The organism is Amycolatopsis ponsaeliensis (genome assembly GCF_030182635.1).
Classification (GTDB): domain Bacteria; phylum Actinomycetota; class Actinomycetes; order Mycobacteriales; family Pseudonocardiaceae; genus Amycolatopsis; species Amycolatopsis ponsaeliensis.
Genome location: NZ_JAPZLD010000064.1, coordinates 1 through 20,237, shown reverse-complemented (window position 1 = coordinate 20,237; position 20,237 = coordinate 1). Strand labels below are relative to the sequence as shown.

The following is a 20,237-nucleotide window of genomic DNA, read 5'->3' as shown; positions in this document are numbered from 1 at the left end:
CGGTCACTCAGCCCGCCGCCGTCGCGTAGTCCGAGCCCAGCCACGTCTCGTCGATTCGGAGGCGCTTGTAGCGCGTGCCGTCGCTCGATGCCGCGTACGTGCTCGTCACCTGGAGGCGCACGTACCGGGCCGTCACCGCCGACAGGTCGACGAACTGGACGCCGCGGTGGCTCGGGAGCGTGCCCGACTTCACCGCGCTGCCCCAGTTCTTGCCGTCGCTCGACACGAACACCTTGTACGCCTTGATGCGCGCCGACTGTTCGCTGTCCGAGCGCGCGTAGCTGACCGAGTCCTCTCGCTGGTTGAGGCCGAGGTACTGGACCTTCTTCGCCGACCCGAGGTCGTAGTCCAGGTTCACCGGCAACGTCTTGTTGCTGTCGAAGTACGTCAGGTAGTCGCCGTCGCTCGCTGACTGTCCACTGTGGCCACTCGTGGACGCGCTCGCCTTGAGCGTCACCGTCTTCGGGTCGTACGTTCCGGTGCGGCCGGCCGTCTCGACCTTGAACACCGTGTCGTAGGTGTCCCAGCCGGACAAGCCCGTCAGCGTCAGGCTGCCGCCGCCTTGGGTGAACGGGATCGCCGCCCCGGTGCGGAGGTTCGTGACGCCGCGGATGCGGTAGCCGTTGTCGCGGATCTTCAGGGTGCTGCCCGACGGCTTGGTCAGGACGTGCACGTACTGCGTCTCCCCCTTGATCGTGATGACGCCGTGCGCGCCGTCGTTCCAGAAGCCCGGCTGCATGCCGCCGTACATGTACCCGGCGCCTTCGGTGCCGCCGAGCGACTCCCAGATCGGGCCCAGGAACGTGTTCGCGAAGTTGTTGAACGCCTCCTGGTTCGACGGGAACTTGCCGTTCACCATCGCCGTCTCGGCCATCAGCGACTTGATCGACGAACCCGAGTTCGTCACCAGACGTCCGATGTTCAGCGCCTTGTTCACCGCCGAGTTCGAGCCGCCGTACCACCACGAGCCGGTGTCGGGCAGCTTGAAGCACGCCTCCGTCAGCCGCGGCATCGCCGTGTACGTCGCCTGCGGGTAGTCGTACGCCGGTGACATGCCGGTCTTCTGCTCGTTGCTGATCGTGTCCATGATCGGCGTGTCTTCGTTGTTGTTGCTCAGCAAGTAGTCCGGGCGCTGCTGGTAGATCTGCTCGTACAGGTCGTGCGACTCCCAGTAGGCGTTGTCGTTGTCGATCCAGAAGCCGCCGAGGTCGGGGTAGTTCTTCATGACCTCGAAGAAGTTGTCGTAGCTGAACTGGCCGAAGCCGTCCTGGCTGTCGAGGTTCACGGTCTTGCCCTTGTACTTCGAGTAGCCGGCGGAGTCGAGCCACTCGTGGCCGCCCTCGTCGTGCCACTGGGCGTCGTTGGTCATGTAGAGGATGACCTTGAGCCCCTGGGGTTTCGCCGCGGCGATCAGCTCGCCGAGGAAGTCCCGCTTGGTGGTACAGCTGCCGGGGATCTTCGACGGCCAGGCGCGCGAGTAGCCCAGCCGGCTGTGGAACGACGCCAGCACGAGGTACGACGCGTGCAGCTTCTTGGCTTCGGTGACCCAGTAATCGGGACTCCACCCGCCGTCGGTGATCGCCTTTTCCCAGGCGCTGCAACTGGTGTAGCCGGGTGACGTGCGCATGCCCCAGTGCAGGAACAGGCCCGCCTGGCTGTCGCGCAGCCACTGCTGGGACGGCTTCTGCAAGTCGGCCGACGCGGGCGCGGCGACGAGCCCGGCGACCACCAGCATCGACGCGCAGGCGGCGAGCACCCGCCGCAGGAACTTGGCTGACATCAGTGACCTCCAAGTGGTCTGGTCCACCCGGTGGTGTACTCCTGGATTCCGGGCCCGGTCAATACTGAGATCCGACCTTTTCGCGCAGTCCCAGCGGCCGGTACATCGTGACTACGGCCAACCGGGTTAAATATCTGATATATGACACGAGAGATCCGATCTCTCTTGACTCGGCATCCCGGAGGCGAGTAGATGTTTCCCCAGAGAGCGCTTTCGCTCTCCCCCACCGCTCCGGCGACACGGGCAGCACGCCGCGCCCCCCAGAGCTGGTCGGGATGCCGACGGACGGCGGATCGGCATCCCGGCCACCCCTTCCGGGGCAGGGCACGAGTCCCCGACCGTGCCCTGCCTCGGAACTGCCCGCACCACCGGGGCCTGTGCACGAAAGGACAACGAATGTCCGAGCACCCCCTTCGCCCGACCCGGCGCGCGGTCCTGACCGGCACCCTGGGCGCGCTGGGCGCCCTCGCCGTGGCAGGGCCCCTCGCGCGCGCGGCGGACCGGCTCCCTCCGATCGGCGGCGCGGCGGCACCGGCGGACTGGTCCCGGGCCGTGATCGACTCGACGATGAAGCGCTACACCCCGGACAAGATCGGCGGCTGGGGCTACACCCTCGGGCTGTACCTCTACGGCCAGTACCTCTTCTACAAGCGCACCGGGGAGCAGAAGTACCTCGACTACATCGTCGCGTGGTACGACCGCTTCATCACCGACAGCGGGATCTCGAACAGCTTCACCAACCTCGACTCGATGCGCTCGTGCCAGATGCTGCCGCTGCTGTTCGCCGAGACGGGCCGCAAGAAGTACAAGACGGCGGCCGACCAGCTGCGCAAGCGGTTCCCGGCCTACCCGCGCACGTCCGACGGCGGCATGTTCCACGCGACCAGCAAGGTCGGCCAGCTGTGGGGCGACGGCGTGTACATGGCCCAGCCGTTCCTCGCGCTGTACGGCGCGGCGTTCGACGACGGTGGCTACTGCTTCGAAGAGTCGGCGAAGAACCTCGTCGTCTACTTCAGCCACCTGCGCGAACCGGCGAAGGGCCTGCTGTACCACGCGTACGACGAGGACGGTTCCGAGTCGTGGGCGTCCGGGACCGGGCACCACTCGAAGTACCACTGGGCACGCGCGATCGGCTGGTTCGGCATGGCGGCCATCGACATCCTCGAGGTGCTCCCGCCGAACCACCCGCGCCGGGCGGCGTTGATCGACATCGTCCGGTTCCTGGCCGCGGGCTACCAGCGCTTCCAGGACACCGCGACCGGCCGCTGGTACCAGGTCGTCGACCGCGGCGGCGACTCCAAGAACTGGCTGGAGACGTCGGCGTCGTCGATGTACACCTTCACGATGGCCCGCGGCGTCGAGCGCGGTTACCTGCCGGCGTCGTACCAGGCGGTGGCGGACCGCGGGTACGCCGGCGTGCTGAAGAAGGTCTCGGTGGGCTCGGACGGCCTGACGAACATCACGGACATCTGCGAGGGCACGAACGTCGGCGACCTGTCCTACTACTTCGCCCGGGCCCGCAAGACGAACGACTTCCACGGCCTGGGCGCGTTCCTCATCATGAACGAGCAGTACTCGCACTGACTTCGAGGCGCGCCGCAGAAAGGGCCCCGGCTCACCGGCCGGGGCCCTTTCGTGTGCGAGGTCAGCAGTTCGAGGTCGAGCCCGACGTGTTCAACCGCAGGGCCGAGCCCGACGTGGTCGCCGAGTCCTTGACGCAGTAGCCCGTCACGGTCTGGAAGCCGACGTCGTACGGGCTCTTCGTCCCCTTCTCCGCCGTGAAGTGGTCGAACGTGATGTCCGAGCTGTTGTTGACGATGCTCGCCGGGCGGCCGTCGTCCTTCGTGAACTCCACCGAGCTGTCGGCGAACTTGACGCCCGACGCGTAGTGCAGGTACCAGCCGTAGGACGGCCGCGTGCCGATGCTCTTCGGGTTGTAGTCCGTCGCGTCGTTGCTCGGGACGCCCGTGCCCGCGGTGCCGTTGCCGCCCGGGACGTTCAGGTGGACGCCGGTGAACGTGACGTCGGAGACGCGGTGGGTGCTGTCCGCGCCCCAGAGCGTCGGGCTGAAGTTCGTGCCCGTGTGCGTCCCGGTGATGTTGTCGAACGTGATGCCGCTGATCGACCCGACGCCCGGCTTGTTCCCGCACCGCTTGCGCGTGCCGATCTTCATCATGATCGGCGAGTACGTGCCCGACATCGTGATGTTGCGGTAGTGGACGTCGGAAATCTTCGCGCCGTCCATCGAAACGATCCCGATCCCCGATTTGTGCGCGCCGGTGATCGTGATGTCCGAGAACTGGTAACCGGTGAAGTCACCGCACGTCTCGGAACCGAACATCAGCGCGTTGCAGCAGACCGCCGACAGTTTCGCGTTGTTCACCGTGACGTTCCCGTTCGGCAGTTTCGCACCGAGCGCGTAGTCGCTCTTGAACACGAGTGCGTCGTCGTTGGCCGCGATGGTGACATTCGTGATCGTGACGTTGGTCGTGCTGATGATGTTCCAGCCGTCGCGGTCGCTCGACGTGTCGATCGTCAGCTTGTCCGAGACGACGTTCGTGCAGCCGTTGATCAGCGCCGCGAAGTGGCCGCCGCGGCGCAGCTTGATCCCGGACAGCGTGAGTCCGTCACAGCGGGTGAGCGACAGGATCTTGTCGGCCTCGCCGGACTTCGGGTTGCCGGTGATGAGGTTGCCACCGCCGTCGATCGTGCCGGCGCCGGTGAACCCGATGTTCGTGAGCTTGTCGCCGGAGAACATCGCGTTGTGGAAGTGACTGTGGCCGTAGTCCTGGTAGTCGTCCCACTGGTTCGACTCGGGCTTGTCGTAACTGTCCGCGCTCGACCCGGTGATCGTCGCGCCCGCGTCGAGCTGGATCGTCACGTTGCTCTTCAGGTGGACCGTGTTGGCCGACTTGTAGTTCCCCGAGGCGAACCGGACGGTGCCGCCGCCCGCCGCGTTGGCTGCCGTGATCGCCTTGTCGATGGCGCCGGAATCGTTCGTGGACCCGTTTCCCTTGGCGCCGTAGTCCTTGACGTCGTAAACGCCGCCGGGCGCGGAGGTGGCGATGCCGGAACCGGCCACCACCAGTCCCGCGACCGCACAGGAGATCAGCAGGAATCTTTTCACCGTGAACCGCCTTGTCATGAATCGAGAAATACTCGGTATGACGGCGGAGCACTCAGCCTACGAGTGCCGCGAGCGCGGTGTCAAGATCACCGGGAAAGCGGAAAAGGAACCGTTCGCGGGAGACCCGGGGGACCCGCGCCACCCCCAGTGGGACGCGGGTCCCCCCGGTGTTCGTGTGGACGGAAGATCGATGGGGACACCGACCGGACTCCGGCGTCCTTTCGGGATTTTCGCAGTCTACCTTCGCGGAGCCCGGTGAAAACGTGCATTCGTCATGGTCCGGACCATGAATCCGGCATAACCCGCGCGGCTCAAGCGAACCCTACGCCGGACGTCAGCAGGTGGAACGCCCGTTCGGCCGCCACGACCGCCTCCGGGTGCCGCCGGGCCGCGGGAACGCCGGCCGCGACGGCGTCCATGTTCGCCGTGGCCAGCGTCCGGCGGACGGCCGCGATCTGCGCGGCGGCCAGCCCGGCGTCGGGCGCCGGGACGCCGGCCTCGGCGAGCGCCCCGGCCAGCGCCGCCTCCCCCGCGGACGTGAACTCGGCGAGCCGCGCCACCAGCGCCGGCGTGCCGGTGACCAGCTGGAACACGGCGAGCACCGCGGGCTCGTCGCACAGGCCCGTCACCGGCGACCGCTCTTCGAGGCCCCGCAGGAACGCCTCCCGCAGGGCCGCCAGCGCGCCCTGCCCGGGCCGCCGGGCGCGGACGACGTCCGCCGCGTCGGTCTCGTGGTCGGCGAACCGGTGCAGCACCAGGTCTTCCTTCGTCGGGAAGTAGGCGAAGAGGGTCCGCTTGGACACCTCGGCCACCCGCGCCACCTCGGCGACCCCGACGGCGTCGAACCCGCGCTCGGTGAAGAGCCCGATGGCCGCCGTCGAGATCGCCGCCCGCGTGCGGAGCTTCTTGCGCTCCCGCAGGCCCAGTTCTTCGCTCACGTCACTCAGCGTAGCGCCCGGGTGTCAGACCTTCTGCAGGCCAGGCCGTCCTGCTTGCACTACGTAGCTGACGTCGTTCTTGATCACGACCGACGCCGGGTCGTAGACGCTGGTGTCGGACGTCGTCATGAAGTCGGCCCGCATCTGCCCCGGCGTGGTCGTGACGCGGACGTAGCCGCGCTCGCCCTTGCAGTACTTGATGTGCGGGTTGTTCGCCAGCCAGGCCGCGCTCGGCGGGGTCGCGGTGTCGCTGTTGCTCGTCACCGACGTCGTGACCAGCTCCGAGCCGATCAGCGGGTCGCTGTGGTCGAAGTAGTCGAGCCGCAGGTCGGCGGCCCAGTGCCGGTGGACGTCGCCGGTGAGCACGACCGGGTTGGCGACCTTCCGGTCGACCCAGCCCTTCGCGATCCGGTCGCGCGAGGCCTCGTAGCCCTGCCAGGAGTCGGGGCTCTCGCAGGTGGCCTTGTCGCCGTCGCCGTCGCGCGTGGCGAAGAAGACCTGCTGGCCGAGGAAGTCCCAGGTGGCCGGGTGCGACTCGAACTGCTTGAGCAGCCACGCCTCCTCGGTGCTGCCCAGGATGCTGCGCGAGGTGTTGCGCATGTCGGTGCAGGCCGGGCCGGCCGAGCCGGACGGGTCGGCCACCTGCGCGTTGCGGTACTGACGCGTGTCGAGCATGTGGAACCGGGCCAGGTTGCCCCACATGAGCTGCCGGTACAGCTGGATCGACGCGCCGTTCGGCTTCGCGGTCGAGCGGATCGGGGTGTGCTCGTAGAACGCCTGGAACCCGGCGGCCTTGCGCGCGGCGGACGCGGGCGAGGTGGTGCCGTTCCAGTTGTTCATGACCTCGTGGTCGTCGAAGACGACGACCCACGGCGCGATCGCGTGCGCGGCCTGCAGGTCGGCGTCGGTCTTGTGCTGGCCGTGGCGGGCGCGGTAGAGCGCCAGCGTGGTCGTGTCGTCGGGGACGGCGAGGCTGCGCGGGTTGCGCTCCGCCGCGACCCGGCCCGACTTCTTCTCGTAGATGTAGTCGCCGAGGAACAGCACCAGGTCCGGGTCGTCGGCCACGACGCCCTTGTACGCGTGGTAGTAGCCCTCCTCCCAGTGCTGGCAGGAGGTGAAGCAGTACTTGAGCTGGTTGACCGCGGCCCCGGCGGCGGGCGCGGTGCGCGTGCGGCCGACCGGCGAGATGTAGCCGGAGCTCTTGAACCGGTAGAAGTACTCGCGCGCCGGCTGCAGCCCCACCGGTTCGATGTGGACGCTGTGCGCGGCCGCGCGGACCGCGTTCACCGAGCCGGTCTGCACGATCGAAGAGAACGCCTCGTCGTTCGCGATCTCCCAGTCGACCGCGTAGGTGGCGTCCGGCATGCCGCCGTAGCCGTCGGCGTTGAGCGGCGCCGGCGCGAGTCTCGTCCAGAGCACCACGCTGTCGGGAAGCGGATCGCCGGAGGCGACGCCGAGCTGGAAGGGGTCGTGGATGGTGGGCGCGGCCGCCGTGGTGCGGGCGTTCGCCCAGGACGGCAGCGCCGCCGACGCCGCGGTGGCGGTGACCGCGGCGAGCCCGCCGAGCAGGACCTTGCGCCGGTTGACCTGAACCATGTCGGAAATGCCTTTCGGGGAAGGGGAGCCGCGGTCAGGCCGCGAAATCGGTGATGCCCTCGGAGCAGGACTTCAGGTCGGGCTTGGCGGTCGTGTAGTTGGCGACGCAGACCTTGTAGAACACCCAGCCGCCGTGCGGGACGGTGACGGCCTTGTCGACCTTCGTGCCCTCGCCACCGGAGTTCCAGACGTAGAACGGCCCGGCACCGCCCTTGAGCCAGTACGCGACGACGGCCGAGTAGCCGTCGGCGTCCGTGTCGTAGACGAGGAAGTGCGAGTCGGACGAGCGGTACTGCCCTTCGCCCGCGCAGGCGTCGGCGCACTGGCCGCTGCCCGAACCGACGCCGCAGTCGGGCGCGATCCGCTGGTCGGAGCCGGTGTAGACGTAGGTGTCCGAGATGTACCCGCCGAGCGCGGGCACGTAGTCCCACAGCGTGCTCGTGCCGTAGGTCCCGGTCACCGACGAACCGGTGATCTGGCAGTCGATGGCGACCGACGCGCCGTTCGCGACGGTCTTGACGGCCGTGGCCCCCGCGGTGGGTGCCCGGCGGACGTTGAGCGGGTCGCCGGCGGTCTTGACGGTGCCGGTCGCCGCGGCCGACGCCGCGACCGCGCCGCCCACCGCCAGCGCGCCGACCGTCGCGAGGACGAGTCCTATTCCGGCCATCCGCCGGAGGTTCGAACGCTTCATGGCGGGAGCGTGACCCGGGCTCGTACACGACGCGTACAAAGGCCACGGACACTCCGAATGGATCTATCCCCGAGGTCGAACGGGTCATAGCATCCGCTCATGGGGGAACTCATCGGGCAGGTTGAGGCCACCTCGCTTACCATCCGCGTCCTCGGTCCGCTGGAAGTCACCGCTTCCGGGCAGGTGATCCCGCTCGGCGGGCCCAAGCCCCGGCTGCTGCTGGCCGCACTGGCGCTGCAGCCGAACGTCGTCGTGTCCGCGGACGTGCTGGTCGAGGTCCTGTGGCCGGAATCGGCCCCGCGCTCGGCCGCGGCGAACATCCGCACGTACGTCCATTCGCTCCGAAGACGGTTCGCCGAGCTCGACCCCGGCCTCGGCGACCGGATCAGCAGCCGGGCCTCCGGCTACCTGCTGACCGCGTCGCCGGAAGAACTCGACCACCTCGCGTTCACGGCCTTGGCAGGCGAGGCGCAGGAAGCGCTCGATCGCGCCGACGCCGAGAGCGCTCTCAAGCTGCTCGACCGGGCCGAAGCGCTGTGGCGCGGCGAAGTCCTCGAAGGGCTCCCGCACGACCACAGCTGGGGCGCGAGCGTCGCCCGGCTCGCCGAGCTCCGCCTGTCGGTGCAGGAACAGCGCCTGCGCGCGCGGATCGACCTCGGCCGCTGCGGCGAGGCCGTCGCCGAACTGCGCGGCCTGGTTACCGAGCACCCGCTGCGTGAAGAGCTGTGGGCGCAGCTGATCGTCGCGCTGCGCGCCGCCGGCCGGACCGCGGACGCCGTCGAGGCGTACGAATCGGCCGAGCGGGTCCTGCGCGAGGAGCTCGGCGCCGAGCCGGGCTCGCAGCTGCGGGAACTGCGCGCGACGCTCGTGTCCGAAAGCGTGCCCGCCGGGCGTCCGGTGGACTTCGTCCCGGTCTGCCAGCTGCCGCTCGACCTCCCGGATTTCACCGGCCGCGACGACGTGCTGCGCGAGGTCGCCGGTCTGCTGCGCGAGCGCGCGGACTCCGGCACGCCCGCGGTGGTCGTGCTCTCCGGCGCCCCCGGCGTCGGGAAGTCCGCGGTCGCCATCCGGATCGCGCACGCCGTGCGCGACGACTTCCCCGACGGCCAGCTGCACGTCGACCTGGCCGGCACGTCGTCGTCGCCGCGGGCGCCGATGGGCGTGCTCGCGGAACTGCTGCGGGCGCTGGGCATCCCGGACGCGGGCCTACCGAGGGAACCGGCCGAACGCTCGGCGCTGCTGCGCTCGCGGCTGGCCGGACGGCGGATGTGCATCGTGCTCGACGACGCCGGCAGCGCCGCCCAGGTCCGGCCGCTGCTGCCCGGGGCCGGCGCGTGCGCGGTGCTGGTGACCAGCCGGCTCCGGCTGCCCGGGCTCCCCGGGGCGACGCCGGTCGACGTCGACCTCCTGCCCGAGGCCGAAGGCGCGCGGCTCCTGCAGGGCATCGTCGGCGCCGAGCGGGTGGCCGCCGAGCCGGAGAGCGCCGCGGCGATCCTGCGCCAGTGCGGGCACCTGCCGCTGGCGATCCGGGTGGCCGGCGCGAAGCTGACGAACCGGCCCGGCTGGACGTTGCGGCTGCTGGCCGACCGCCTGCGCGACGAGCACCGCCGGCTCGACGAGCTGCGCGTCGGCGACCTCGCCGTCCGCGCGAGCGTGACGCTGTCCTACGACCTGCTGCCGATGTCGGCGGCCACGGCGTTCCGCGGGCTCGGCCTGCTCGGGCCGGTGCAGTTCCCGGCGTGGGCGGTCGCAGCTGTGCTGGGCCGCCGTGACGCCGAAGACGTCCTCGACGTGCTGGTCGACGGCCACCTAGTCGAGCTCGTCGGGTCCGATTCGGCCGGGCAGCCGCGCTACCGGCTTCACGACCTGTTGCGCGTGTACGCGGTGGAGCTGGCGGAGCAAAGTGACGCGGCGAAGACGCGCGCGGCGCTTCGGCGGGTTTTGGAGGGGTACCTCGCGCTGGCGCTGGAAGCCGCGCGGCGGATGCCACTGCACTTCTTCGGCATGTACTGCGACGAGGAACTGCCCCGGCCGGCGGTGCCCGCCGACGTCCTGCCCGACGATCCCGCCGCGTGGTTCGCCGCCGAGCGGCACACGAGCGTCGCGGCGGTCTCGCTGGCGGCCGAACAGGGCTTCGACGACCTGGCCTGGCAGCTGGCGTCGGCACTGACGCCGTACTTCGACCTGCGCGGGCACCAGGACGACTGGCACAGCACGCACACGATCGCCCTGGCGGCGGCCCGCCGGACGGGTTCGCTGCGCGCGGAGGCGATCGTGCAGCGCAACCTCGGCCAGTACCTGCTCTACCAGGACGAGTACGCCGGCTCACGGGTGGCGTTCGAGGAGTCGAAGGCGCTGTTCGAGCGGGTCGGCGACGCCCAGGGCGTGGCGATCGCGCTGACCGGCCTGGCCACGATCCTGCGCATCGACGGCGAGGACGGCCTTGCACTCGACCACTGCCACGAAGCGCTGAAGCTGTTCGCGGAGGAAGGCGACCCGAACGGCGAAGCGGTGGCGCGCCTCGGCGCGGGCGCGGTGTGGATGTCGCGCGGCTGCTACGCGGCGGCGAAGCGCTGGTTCACCGACGCGCTGGAGCTGTCGGCGGCGATCGGCGACCGCCACCGCGAGGCGCACGCGTACAAACGGCTGGGGTTGCTGTTCCAGCACCAGGGCAACCTGGCGGCCGCCCGCGAGCACGTCGACCAGGCGATCGCGATCTTCACCGAACTCGGCGACGACCACTGCGTCGGGTACGCGAACCAGAACCTCGGCGAGCTGTGCCTGCACAGCGGGGACTTCGCGCACGCGCAGCTGTTGCTGGTGAACTCGCTTTCGGTGCACCGCCGCAACGGGGACCGGCGGTCGGAGGCCGAGGTGTCGCAGCTGCTCGGTGAGCTGCACCGGGCGTTGTCGCAACCGGAGCGGTCCCGGGACTATTCGGAGCGCGCGCTGGCGATCTGGCGGGAGCTCTCGTCGCGGCCGCCGGAGCCCGTGACCTCGGTGGAGGAGCCGCCGCACATCGCTTCCGCTTGATGCTTGTACGGATCATGTACGCCACCCCGTCAGTCTTTCGCCACGTTCGAGTGAACGAGTGCGAGAGGAGAACCGGGGATGATCCGGATCAACAAAGCCGGCCGCGTGACCGCGGCGGTACTGGCCGCCGGGGCGGTGACGGCGCTGGCCGGAGCCCCCGCCCAGGCCGCCACCAACGCCACCTGGACCGCCGACGTGTCCACTGTGGACTACGACGACGTCAACGTGACCGGGGCGGGCGGAACCCTGACCCTGGCCGACGCCGCCTGGCACAGAACCGCGCAGGTCTTCGCCGGCAGTGAAGGCAGCCTCATCACCGCCGAGCACGCACTGGGCTCGCCGGCGAACCGCGTCAGCGCGCAGCTGTCCGCCGACACCCCCAAGGGCACCGCGGTCGACGTCGAGGTCCGCGGCCGCACCGGCGCGGACGACTGGACCGAGTGGACGCCCGCCGGCACCGCGTTCAAGACCGCCGTCAGCGCCGTGCAGGCGCGGATCAGCCTGCACAGCGACACCGATGGCGTCCGCCCGTCGGTGCGCGGCGTCGCGCTCAGCGCGGACAGCGTCCCGCAGGTGAACGCGCTGGCCGCCACGGCCGCGCTGACCTACAAGATCTTCGGCACCCGCGAAGGCCTCACGGGCCACACGACCGCCAACGGCCACGTGATCACCAGCCGCGACCACTTCGTCGCCCTGCCGTCCGGGCGCGGGCTCTCGCCCAAGGCCTCCGGCTCCTACAGCGTCCGCGTCTGCAAGACGGACAACAGCCGCTGCGAGTACGCGCCGGTGTGGGACGTCGGCCCGTGGAACACCAAGGACGACTACTGGAACCCGGCTTCCGTGCGGTACGAGTACAAGGACCTCCCGCAGGGGCAGCCCGAGGCGTACGCCGCCTACCACAACGGCTACAACGGCGGTAAGGACGACCTCGGCTACAAGGTCGGCAACCCGGCCGGCATCGACCTCGCCGACGGCGTCTTCTACGACGGGCTCGGCATGTCGGACAACGGGAACCTGAACGTCACGTACCTGTGGACGGGCACCGGCCCGACCGGCACGGTGAAGACCGCGGGCGACCCGATGAACGTCCGGGCGAGCGCGAGCACGTCGGCGGCGGTCAAGGGCCTCGCGGCGAACTACGCCAAGGTGAACATCGAGTGCTACGTCCTGGGCGACAGCGTCACCGGCACGTTCGGCACCAGCACGATCTGGGACCGGATCGGCCCGGACAACTACGTGTCGGACACGTACCTGCAGACGGGCTCCGACGAACCGGTCGCCCCCCTGTGCTGACCGGCGGCTCGAGTACGCCCCGAGTTTCGCGTGGTTGACTGCCCTCATCCCCGCGAGAAAAGCGAAGGCCCGGCGTCCCCCGCCGGGCCTTCGCCCTTTCCCCGGTATTCCGCTCACCGGTCCATCATTCACATTCCTGAACATATGCCCGCCCGCTGTACACGTCGTGGCGACTGTGAAAAACTCCGGGCACCTGGAACATTTCCCCACACGGAATGGCGGGCACCTGTGAGCGTTACCCGGAGAACCCTGCTGACCACCGCGGCCGGTGCCGCGGTGGCGGTGAGCGCCAGCACTTCCGCGGCCGCGGCCGCGAGCACTTCGACCACCTTCGACCAGGCATCGGTCACCCGGACGCTCCGCCAAGCGGCCGACTACGCAGTAGCCAAGCTCCGCGCGGTCGCCCCCGGCGTCACTGCGTTTCCGGTCGGCACGAAGTTCGAGAAATGGACCTATTCGCAGAATGGCGACTGGGTCGGCGGATTCTGGCCCGGCCAGTTGTGGCTGGCCTGGCTGCACAGCGGCGACGAACAATTCAAGACCCTCGCGCTGGCGTCCGCGGAGAAACTCGCGCCGCGCCAGAACGACACCGGCACGCACGACCTCGGTTTCCTCTTCTACCCGTCGTGGGTGACCGCGTGGCGGCTCACCGGCGACGACAAGTGGAAGGCGGGCGCGGTGCAGGCCGCGGCGTCGCTGATCAAGCGGTACAACCCGGCCGGGAAGTTCATCCGCGCCTGGGGCGCGCTGACCGATCCGAAGGACGCCGGCCGCGTCATCATGGACACGATGATGAACCTCGACCTGCTGGCCTTCGCGAGCAAGCAGACTCAGGATCCGCAGTACCTCGACATCGCCGTGGCGCACGCGAAGACCGCGCAGAAGAACTTCGTCCGCCCGGACGGGTCGACCCCGCACGTCTTCGACTTCGACCCGGTCACCGGCGCGCCGGTCGGGCCCAACACGGTGCAGGGCTACAGCCCGGCGTCGTGCTGGTCTCGCGGGCAGGCGTGGGGCGTCTACGGGTTCACGACCATCCACCGCCGCACCGGTGACCAGGAGTTCCTGACCACCGCCCGAAAACTCGCGGACTTCGCGCTGTCCCGCCTGACCTCCGACCACGTGCCGGTGTGGGACTACCTCGCGCCGCAGGCCCCGAACGACGTCAAGGACGCCTCCGCCGGCGTGATCATGGCCTGCGGCCTGCTCGACCTCGCCGAGATCACGCACCGCACGCAGTACCGGGACAGCGCGCTGCGGATCCTCGAGGCCGTCTCGCAGACGTGCCTGACGACGAAGTCCACCCGGGCCGAGGCGAGCGTCGCGCGCTGCACCCGCAACCGGCCGGCCGAGGACGGCATCGAGGTGTCACTCCCCTACGCCGACTACTACCTGCTGGAAGGCATCCTGCGGGTGCTCGACCGGCGGAAGGTCGACCGCGCCGTCGACCTGTCGAGCGTCTGACCCCGCCGGGGAGGCCGCCACCTCCCCGTCAGTGCTGGTGGTGGGCGTGCACCTTCGCGTGGCCGAGGCCGCGCCCGATCATCCACTTGTTCACCGGCACCGTGACCACGAACGCGATGGCCAGCGAAAGCGCCAGGGCCAGCCAGAAGAGGAAACTGGCGAGGCCGGCGTTCATCGCCCCGGGGATCGCCACGACGACCGTGTTGTCGATCAGTTCCATGACGGCGATCGACACGGTGTCCGCGGCCAGCGCGACCTTGAACGCCGCCGCCGGGGACAGCCCCGACTTCAGCACGCCCCGCATGGTGAGGCCGTAGCCGAAGACGAACGCCAAGACGATCGACAGGACGACGGTCGCCGCGTTGTGCAGGCCGAACGCCGTGCCGAGGACCATGCCGAGCACCTCGCCGATCGCACAGCCGGTCAGGCAGTGCAGGGTCGCCTGGATCGCCGTCGCCCACGAAGCTCCGTACTGTTCGCTCATGCCCGGTACTATACCCCCAAGGGGTATCGACGCGCGTGTCTCACGCGCCACAGCGTGGTCCCCGGCGGGACAGTGCGAGCGCCATGGCGGCCGACAGCGGGCAAGTACGGAACGGTCAGCCACCGTCACCCAGCGTAGCCGACACCGCCGACCAGGCGAAATTCCGCCTTAAGCCACGAAGGAGAACTCGCTTCCGTAACCCTTTGCGCACACCCCGTTGACCACCGTTACGCGGGGCCCTACCTTCCCCCTTGGTCTCCACCGCGCGCAGACCGTTCGAAAGTCCTGAGGAATGGGTGGGGATGCGAGGGCCGACGAAGACGTCCCGGCTGGTCGCGACGCTGCTGCTGAGCGCGGCGCTCGCGCTCGGGGGCTGCTCGGAACAGCTGGGCAGCGCCCCCGCCGATGCGCCGACGCGGATCGTGTTCGTGCCCAAGGTCGGCGGCATCCCGTACTTCCAGGCGATGGACGCGGGCGGCGTCGAAGCGGCGAAGCAACTGGGTGTGCAGTGGTCCACCATCGGCCCGAAGACCGTCGACCCCGCCGACCAGGTCACCATCATGCGCCAGCTCATCGCGCAGAAGGTCGACGTCATCGTCGTCGCGCCGAACGACCCGGCCGCGCTCGCGCCGGCCATCGCCGAGGCCCGGGCGAAGGGCATCCACGTGCTCACCTCGGACACCGACGCGCCGGGCACGCAGCGCGAGGTGTTCGTCAACCAGGCCAGCGCCGACGGCATCGGCGCCGCGCTCACCGACGCGCTGATGAAGCGGACCGGCGGCACCGGCAAGTACGCGATCGTCTCGTGCGGCCCGGCCGCCGCGAACCTCAACACGTGGATCTCGGTCCAGAAGGAGTACACGGCCAAGCACTACCCGAAGGCTCAGGTCGTCGAGACCGTGTACGCGGGCGAAGACCAGGACAACGCGACGAACCTGGCCAAGGAGCTGATGGCCCGCCACCCGGACCTCACCGGCCTGGTCGGCGAGTGCACGACGTCCGCGCCCGGGGTCGCGAAGGCGGTCCGCGAGCAGCAGAAGATCGGGCAGGTGTTCACCGTCGGCGTCGGGACGCCGCAGTCGATCAAGCCGTTCCTGCTCGACGGCTCGTGCTCCGAGTCGGTGCTGTGGAACGTCGAGTCGCTGGGCTGGCTGACCGCGTGGACGGCGAAGCAGGTCGCCGACGGCAAGCCGCTGCTGCCGGTCAACAGGGTGAACCTGGAGTTGCCGGCGGTGAGGTACGACGTCGAGTCGAAGACCGTCCTGCTGGGCGATCCGCTGCTCATCACCGCCGACAACGTCGACCAGTTCAAGTACTGACGGCTACCGCACGTCGATCGTGACCGTCGCGGTGCTCGTCACCGCGGGGAGCTTCGCCGTGTCGACCGCGAGGTACTCGCCGTCGTCCTGACGGCCGTCCGGCAGCGTCTTCGGGTGCAGCGCGTACGGCGGGGCCGCGTTCGTCACGCCGTCGATGCCGAAGTCGTTGTCGTTGCTGATCACGACGGTCCGGCCGCCGTCGGTGGTCGCGACGCCCTCGACCTTGTCGTGCCCGAAGAAGCCACCGCTCGGGTCGAGGCTCGTGACGAGGGCACCCAGGTCGAGGTACAGCTTCTTGCTCACCGGCTTGATCCCGGCCGCGGCGAGGTCCTTCGTCGCCTGGGCCGTGGTGTCCTTGCCGACGTAGGCGTCGATGCTCTTCCCGCCGACGAGCAGGCCGCCCTTGACGGCGTCGTACCCCGCGGCCCGCGGGCCGACGTCGGTGGCGCCGGTCAGGTCGATCTCGAAGAGCTTCTTGTAGGCGCCCGGCTCCATTTTGCCGTCGCGCTCGTCCACCAGGAACCGTGTCGCCGAGAGCGCGGTGATCTCGCTGACCGCGGTGCCGGTGGTGTCCGGGTCGTCGAGCAGGTAGAGGTATTCGTGGGTGGCGCGGGTGCGCAGGTCGACGGTGACGATCCGCAGCGTGGTGACGTTGCCCGGCTTCTTCGTCAGGTCCGGCTGCTGCAGGGCCGACTGCATGACGCCGACGAGCGTCCGGCCGTCCGGGGTCAGGGTGAGGCCTTCCATGCCCTTGTTCGGCACGCGGTACTTCAGCTCGGCCGGCAGCGAGCCGTCGAAGGGCGAGAGCCGCTCGAGCGCGCGGCCGTCGCGGCCGAAGTGGGTGATGAAGGGGCCGTACTCGTCGGAGACCCAGAAGGTGCCGTCCCGCTGCGCGACGAGGCCTTCGGAGTCGTAGCCGTTCGCCGACTGCGGCAGGACGTTCCCCTCGAGGTCGACGATCTTCTCGCCGGTGTCGGCGAGCGGGCTGACCTGGCCGTTGTAGGGGGTGCCGTCCTGGGCGCGCAGCGCGATGGTCTTCTCCAGCACGGCCTTGCCGTCGCGGAGCCGGAACTTCCCGATGGCCGGGGTGAACGCGGGCAGCGGCTCGATCTTGCCGCCGTCGGGGGCGTCGACGTTCGGGCCGCGGTCGGTGAGGCCGTAGAACTCGTTCTTCTCGCCGGGCACGGGGGTGAGCGCGGAGCCGTACGCGCCGCCCTTGATCTGGACGCCGCCGATGGTGGCAAGCGGCTTGAGGGCGGTCGGGTAGAGCTTGACGGCGTCGGAAACGGTGTAGGTGAAGGAATCCCGGCCGGTGAAACCGGGCGCGGGGGTGTAGCGAAGGGTGCCGTCGGCGGCGAGGTCGACGCTCCCGTGCGCGGCGGCGGTGTGCCGGACGACGGCGGTGCCACGGTCGTTGCCGAGCAGATCGGCGGTCAGGCTCCGCCCGGCGTGGGTGCGGAGGTGATCGTCCTTCGCCCGCGGCCCGTGGTCGTGCGCTTCCGCCGGCCCGGCGGCCAGCGGCAGTGCCAGCACCCCGGCGACCAGGGCCAGTGTTACCCGCTTCATCCCGTTTCTCCTCCTCCGGCGCGTGGACCGCACCGGAGGAGGAGTCTTCGTGGCCGAAGTGGACGGGGGTTGGCTTCGAGGAGGCCGGGGCGTTAACGGTGGGGCCGGAGGGTGTGGTGGTCGCCTCGTCCGGGCGGGTCGGTGGTCGCCTCGCCCGGGCACGACCGGCGCCACGGGAGCCGGCATCGCCGCACGACACACGGCCGTGCGGCGGCTTCTAGCCGGGCACCTCGGCCGGTCTGCCGCCGCTGGGGGGGTGGGTGGGTGCCAAAGTGTTAACCCCCCCCGGCCCCCCCCCACGACCGTGGGGACGTCAGCGGTGCCGGCGGGCGTGCTGGTCCCGGCGTCGAGCCTCGCGCTGCCGCGCCGCGTCAGCGGTGGCGGCGGTGGGCCACTGCTGCTCCGCCGCCCAGGACCAGGATCAGGGCCGTCAGTCCCCAGCGGCGTTTCTCCTTTGTCTTCACCGCCGTGCCGTCGACCACCGGCTCCGGCTTCTCCGTCGGCTGCACGTACCGCTTCGACGGGGGTGCGGTCGGTGCCGGGGCCAGCTCGACCGGGGTGGCCACCGGGGTCGGGGTCGGGGTGGGTGTCAGTGCCGGGGCCACCGCCTGCTCCACCGGGGGCGGCTGCGACGGTGGCGGCGGCTCCGGCGCCGGTGTGGTCGGCGTCGGTGCGGGAGGCGGTGGCGGTGGCGGTGGCGAGTTCGGCGGCACCGAGGGTGGTGAGTTCGGCGGCACGGAAGGGGGCGAATTCGGCGGTATCGAAGGGGACTCCGAGGTCGTCGTGGGAGGCGGCGGAGACTCGGCGAAACACCCGGCCGCGTCCCCGCTCACCAGCGCCGGCCCGGTCGACACTTCCACCGCCGGGCCCGAACCGTCCCGCGGCAACCGGTACGTCACGCTCCGGCGCCCGTCCCGGTTCGCCGTCGCGTAGATCGCGTCCGGCCCGAGCACCACCGACCCGTACGCGCCCCCGGGCGGGAAGCGCAGCTCCGGCGCCGGCGCGACCTTGCCCGTCGACGGGTCCACCGTCACCACCGCACCGTCTCCGCGCGAAGTCGTCGAGATCCCGTACAGCAGGCCGGAAGAAGAGTCGTACGCGAAGTCGTCGACCCCCACCGCGAGCGACACCGGCCGCAACGCCGTCCGGTGCACCACGCGCACGTAGTCCGCCGACGCCGGGTCGATGTCCACTGTGTACAGATCGCTGTCCTGCCGCACGTACCAGCGGTTCCCGGCGATCGCGCCCGCCGTCGCCCCGGTGACCTGGCTCCACACCGGACGCTGCGCGCCCGCCCGGCCGACCACGCCGAGGTCCGTCACCGCGCCCGACGCGTCGATCCGCACCGCGTGCGAACCGTGGTCGTACCGGCCGCGACGCGTTCCGTCGGCGACGCCGTACACCGCGTCCTGCGCGGCCGAGTACCCCATCGCGTTGATCCAGTACCCCGCCTGGGTCAGGCGTTTCGTCGCGCCGCCGGGCAGGGACAGCAGCCGCAACGTCGTCGGTGCGCCGTCGCGTTCGTTCTCCGCCTGCAGGACCGTGCAGCCCGCCGGGTCCTGGGCCGCCGGGCGGTGGGACGACGCGGGCGCGAGCCAGCCCGTCGCCGCCAGCAGGGCCGAGACCGCCGCGGCCACGCCGAGCATCGCCGCCCAGCGGGCCCGCCTGCCGGTCAAGCCAGCCTTTCCAGCGCGCCGGTGAACGCCTCCGCCGGGATCTTCGCGCCGCCGCTGAACGGGTTCTGCAGCTGGTAGATCGCGAACAGCAGCAACGTGATCGTGCCGGCCAGGGTGGAGACGATGATGATGTGCGCGGCCAGCCGCGTGCCGCCGAAGAGGTTGGGCAGCAGGATCGCGGTGATCAGGCTGCCGAGGATCAGCGCGAACCAGACGACCGCCCCGACCCCGCCGCCGCCCGCGTTGTTCAGCCGCTGCGTGCGGGCCTGGTAGACCGCCCAAAGCTGGTTGCTCGCCTCGGTTTTGCGGTCGATCTGCCAGTCTCCATCGACTTCGGCGGCCGCGACGGCCTGGCGCATCTGGTCCAGCTGCGTCCAGCCCGTGGCGGGGATGTCACTGCCGCCGCTCAGCTTCGGCCACTCCTGCTGTTCGACGGTCTGCGCGTACGCGATGGCGAGCTGGTGCACGCGGTCCTTCGTCTCGGCGGGCAACGCGTCGGCCGCCCAGGTCGCCGCGACCAGGCTGTCCGCCTCGGTCTGCGCGTCCTGGCTCGCGCCGCCGACCGCGTCGAACAGCGAGATGAGCACGAACGCGACGAGCACCGCGTGCAGCCCGCCGACGATGGTGAACACCTGGCCCGCCGCGTCGTTGTTGTCGGGCCGTCCCTCGTCCCAGCCGAAGCGGCGGACCAGGTACGCGATCACGCCCCCGACGAGAGCCGCGCCGGCCACCCAGAGACCGCCGGCCACGAAGATGTTCATCCACGTCCTTTCCCGCCAAGCGGATTCACCGCCGGATCGCTCAAGTTAGCCACCCATTTCCGAGCGGACAACCGAGAATTGTTCGATTCATCCGAGTGGCCTCACCCAGGCCGCGACCATAGCCGGTTCGGCGCAGTTCACCGCCGCCGGGGTGGCCTGCGCCGTGCCCCACCGCGACGACGAATTCCCCTTACGGGCTGCGATTTTCCCGACCGGGTGACGACCGGGAACAGCGGGTGATGACCGGCCGGCACGCGACGGGAGATGATGCCCGGAATGGCCGGAAACCAACCAGGTGATCAGCCCGCCGACTCGATCGTGTCATTGTGTGCGCGGGCGCCGTTGCTATGTTGATTCTTCGTTGCCAGCCTCGGGCATTCCCGGCTTACGAATGATTGGGTGGTTCTCGCTGTGACTGTCACCGACCCGGTGGACTCCGACCAGGCCCCGCTGAGCCTCGGACGGGCCGCCGCCCGCACCCTGGCCACGACGACCAAGTCGGTCCCCCA

Annotated in this window: 14 protein-coding genes; 5 read left to right on the top strand and 9 right to left on the bottom strand. The window is 70.1% G+C overall.

The genetic code is table 11. The features are described 5' to 3' along the window. Positions 1-7: 7 nt before the first annotated feature. Positions 8-1,780, bottom strand: a complete 1,773-nt coding sequence (locus QQ657_RS50790) for a discoidin domain-containing protein (RefSeq protein ID WP_284749655.1) — start codon at positions 1,778-1,780, stop codon at positions 8-10. A gap of 396 nt (positions 1,781-2,176) precedes the next feature. On the opposite strand from QQ657_RS50790, the gene QQ657_RS50785 reads away from it, so the two are divergent. After that, entirely contained in the window at positions 2,177-3,364 is a 1,188-nt protein-coding gene (locus tag QQ657_RS50785) for a glycoside hydrolase family 88/105 protein (protein WP_284749654.1), read from the top strand. Positions 3,365-3,425: 61 nt separating this feature from the next. On the opposite strand, the gene QQ657_RS50780 is transcribed toward QQ657_RS50785, so the two are convergent. The 4 genes from QQ657_RS50780 to QQ657_RS50765 form a co-directional block, all read right to left on the bottom strand. Continuing rightward, positions 3,426-4,907: a glycoside hydrolase family 28 protein gene (locus tag QQ657_RS50780; RefSeq protein WP_284749653.1), complete on the bottom strand. Its 1,482-nt coding sequence runs from the start codon at positions 4,905-4,907 to the stop codon at positions 3,426-3,428. Between the two features lie 311 nt (positions 4,908-5,218). Then, a complete protein-coding gene (locus QQ657_RS50775; protein WP_284749652.1) occupies positions 5,219-5,845 on the bottom strand; it encodes a TetR family transcriptional regulator in 627 nt (208 codons plus the stop codon). A 24-nt stretch (positions 5,846-5,869) separates the two neighbouring features. After that, entirely contained in the window at positions 5,870-7,441 is a 1,572-nt protein-coding gene (locus QQ657_RS50770) for an alkaline phosphatase D family protein (RefSeq protein ID WP_284749651.1), read from the bottom strand. 34 nt (positions 7,442-7,475) lie between these two features. After that, positions 7,476-8,132, bottom strand: a complete 657-nt coding sequence (locus QQ657_RS50765; protein ID WP_284749650.1) for an SH3 domain-containing protein — start codon at positions 8,130-8,132, stop codon at positions 7,476-7,478. 99 nt (positions 8,133-8,231) lie between these two features. Here QQ657_RS50765 and QQ657_RS50760 point away from each other — a divergent pair, with 99 nt between their 5' ends. The 3 genes from QQ657_RS50760 to QQ657_RS50750 all read left to right on the top strand — a co-directional run bounded on the left by QQ657_RS50760 (position 8,232) and on the right by QQ657_RS50750 (position 13,922). After that, positions 8,232-11,165, top strand: a complete 2,934-nt coding sequence (locus QQ657_RS50760) for an AfsR/SARP family transcriptional regulator (RefSeq protein ID WP_284749649.1) — start codon at positions 8,232-8,234, stop codon at positions 11,163-11,165. 78 nt (positions 11,166-11,243) lie between these two features. Continuing rightward, on the top strand, positions 11,244-12,458 hold the full coding sequence (locus QQ657_RS50755) for a DUF8814 domain-containing protein (RefSeq protein ID WP_284749648.1): 1,215 nt from the start codon (positions 11,244-11,246) through the stop codon (positions 12,456-12,458). 228 nt (positions 12,459-12,686) lie between these two features. Further along, the gene (locus QQ657_RS50750; protein ID WP_284749647.1) at positions 12,687-13,922 is read left to right on the top strand and encodes a glycoside hydrolase family 88 protein; all 1,236 of its coding nucleotides are present in this window, start codon (positions 12,687-12,689) and stop codon (positions 13,920-13,922) included. A 28-nt stretch (positions 13,923-13,950) separates the two neighbouring features. Here the strand turns inward: QQ657_RS50750 and QQ657_RS50745 are convergent, their stop codons facing one another. Further along, complete coding sequence (locus tag QQ657_RS50745) at positions 13,951-14,406, bottom strand: DUF4396 domain-containing protein (RefSeq protein WP_284749646.1); 456 nt, start codon at positions 14,404-14,406, stop codon at positions 13,951-13,953. A gap of 302 nt (positions 14,407-14,708) precedes the next feature. Between QQ657_RS50745 and QQ657_RS50740 the strand changes: the two genes are divergently transcribed. After that, a complete protein-coding gene (locus tag QQ657_RS50740) occupies positions 14,709-15,725 on the top strand; it encodes an autoinducer 2 ABC transporter substrate-binding protein (RefSeq protein ID WP_284749645.1) in 1,017 nt (338 codons plus the stop codon). A 3-nt stretch (positions 15,726-15,728) separates the two neighbouring features. Here the strand turns inward: QQ657_RS50740 and QQ657_RS50735 are convergent, their stop codons facing one another. From QQ657_RS50735 to QQ657_RS50725, 3 genes are all read right to left on the bottom strand, one after another. Continuing rightward, positions 15,729-17,291, bottom strand: coding sequence for an esterase-like activity of phytase family protein (locus QQ657_RS50735; RefSeq protein ID WP_284749644.1), 1,563 nt, complete (start codon positions 17,289-17,291; stop codon positions 15,729-15,731). A 371-nt stretch (positions 17,292-17,662) separates the two neighbouring features. After that, positions 17,663-18,967 (bottom strand): DUF6923 family protein, encoded by a 1,305-nt coding sequence (locus QQ657_RS50730; protein ID WP_284749643.1) that lies wholly within the window; start codon positions 18,965-18,967, stop codon positions 17,663-17,665. Then, positions 18,964-19,728 (bottom strand): bestrophin-like domain, encoded by a 765-nt coding sequence (locus tag QQ657_RS50725; protein ID WP_284749642.1) that lies wholly within the window; start codon positions 19,726-19,728, stop codon positions 18,964-18,966. The genes QQ657_RS50730 and QQ657_RS50725 overlap by 4 nt, the downstream gene beginning before the upstream one ends. Positions 19,729-20,237 lie beyond the last annotated feature (509 nt).

Bases quoted from the DNA above. Each gene is read 5' to 3' on its own strand.
- QQ657_RS50790 (WP_284749655.1), bottom strand. From the start codon at position 1,780: ATGTCAGCCAAGTTCCTGCGGCGGGTGCTCGCCGCCTGCGCGTCGATG.
- QQ657_RS50725 (WP_284749642.1), bottom strand. From the start codon at position 19,728: ATGAACATCTTCGTGGCCGGCGGTCTCTGGGTGGCCGGCGCGGCTCTC.
- QQ657_RS50735 (WP_284749644.1), bottom strand. From the start codon at position 17,291: ATGAAGCGGGTAACACTGGCCCTGGTCGCCGGGGTGCTGGCACTGCCG.
- QQ657_RS50760 (WP_284749649.1), top strand. From the start codon at position 8,232: ATGGGGGAACTCATCGGGCAGGTTGAGGCCACCTCGCTTACCATCCGC.
- QQ657_RS50740 (WP_284749645.1), top strand. From the start codon at position 14,709: ATGCGAGGGCCGACGAAGACGTCCCGGCTGGTCGCGACGCTGCTGCTG.
- QQ657_RS50765 (WP_284749650.1), bottom strand. From the start codon at position 8,132: ATGAAGCGTTCGAACCTCCGGCGGATGGCCGGAATAGGACTCGTCCTC.
- QQ657_RS50745 (WP_284749646.1), bottom strand. From the start codon at position 14,406: ATGAGCGAACAGTACGGAGCTTCGTGGGCGACGGCGATCCAGGCGACC.
- QQ657_RS50755 (WP_284749648.1), top strand. From the start codon at position 11,244: ATGATCCGGATCAACAAAGCCGGCCGCGTGACCGCGGCGGTACTGGCC.
- QQ657_RS50770 (WP_284749651.1), bottom strand. From the start codon at position 7,441: ATGGTTCAGGTCAACCGGCGCAAGGTCCTGCTCGGCGGGCTCGCCGCG.
- QQ657_RS50785 (WP_284749654.1), top strand. From the start codon at position 2,177: ATGTCCGAGCACCCCCTTCGCCCGACCCGGCGCGCGGTCCTGACCGGC.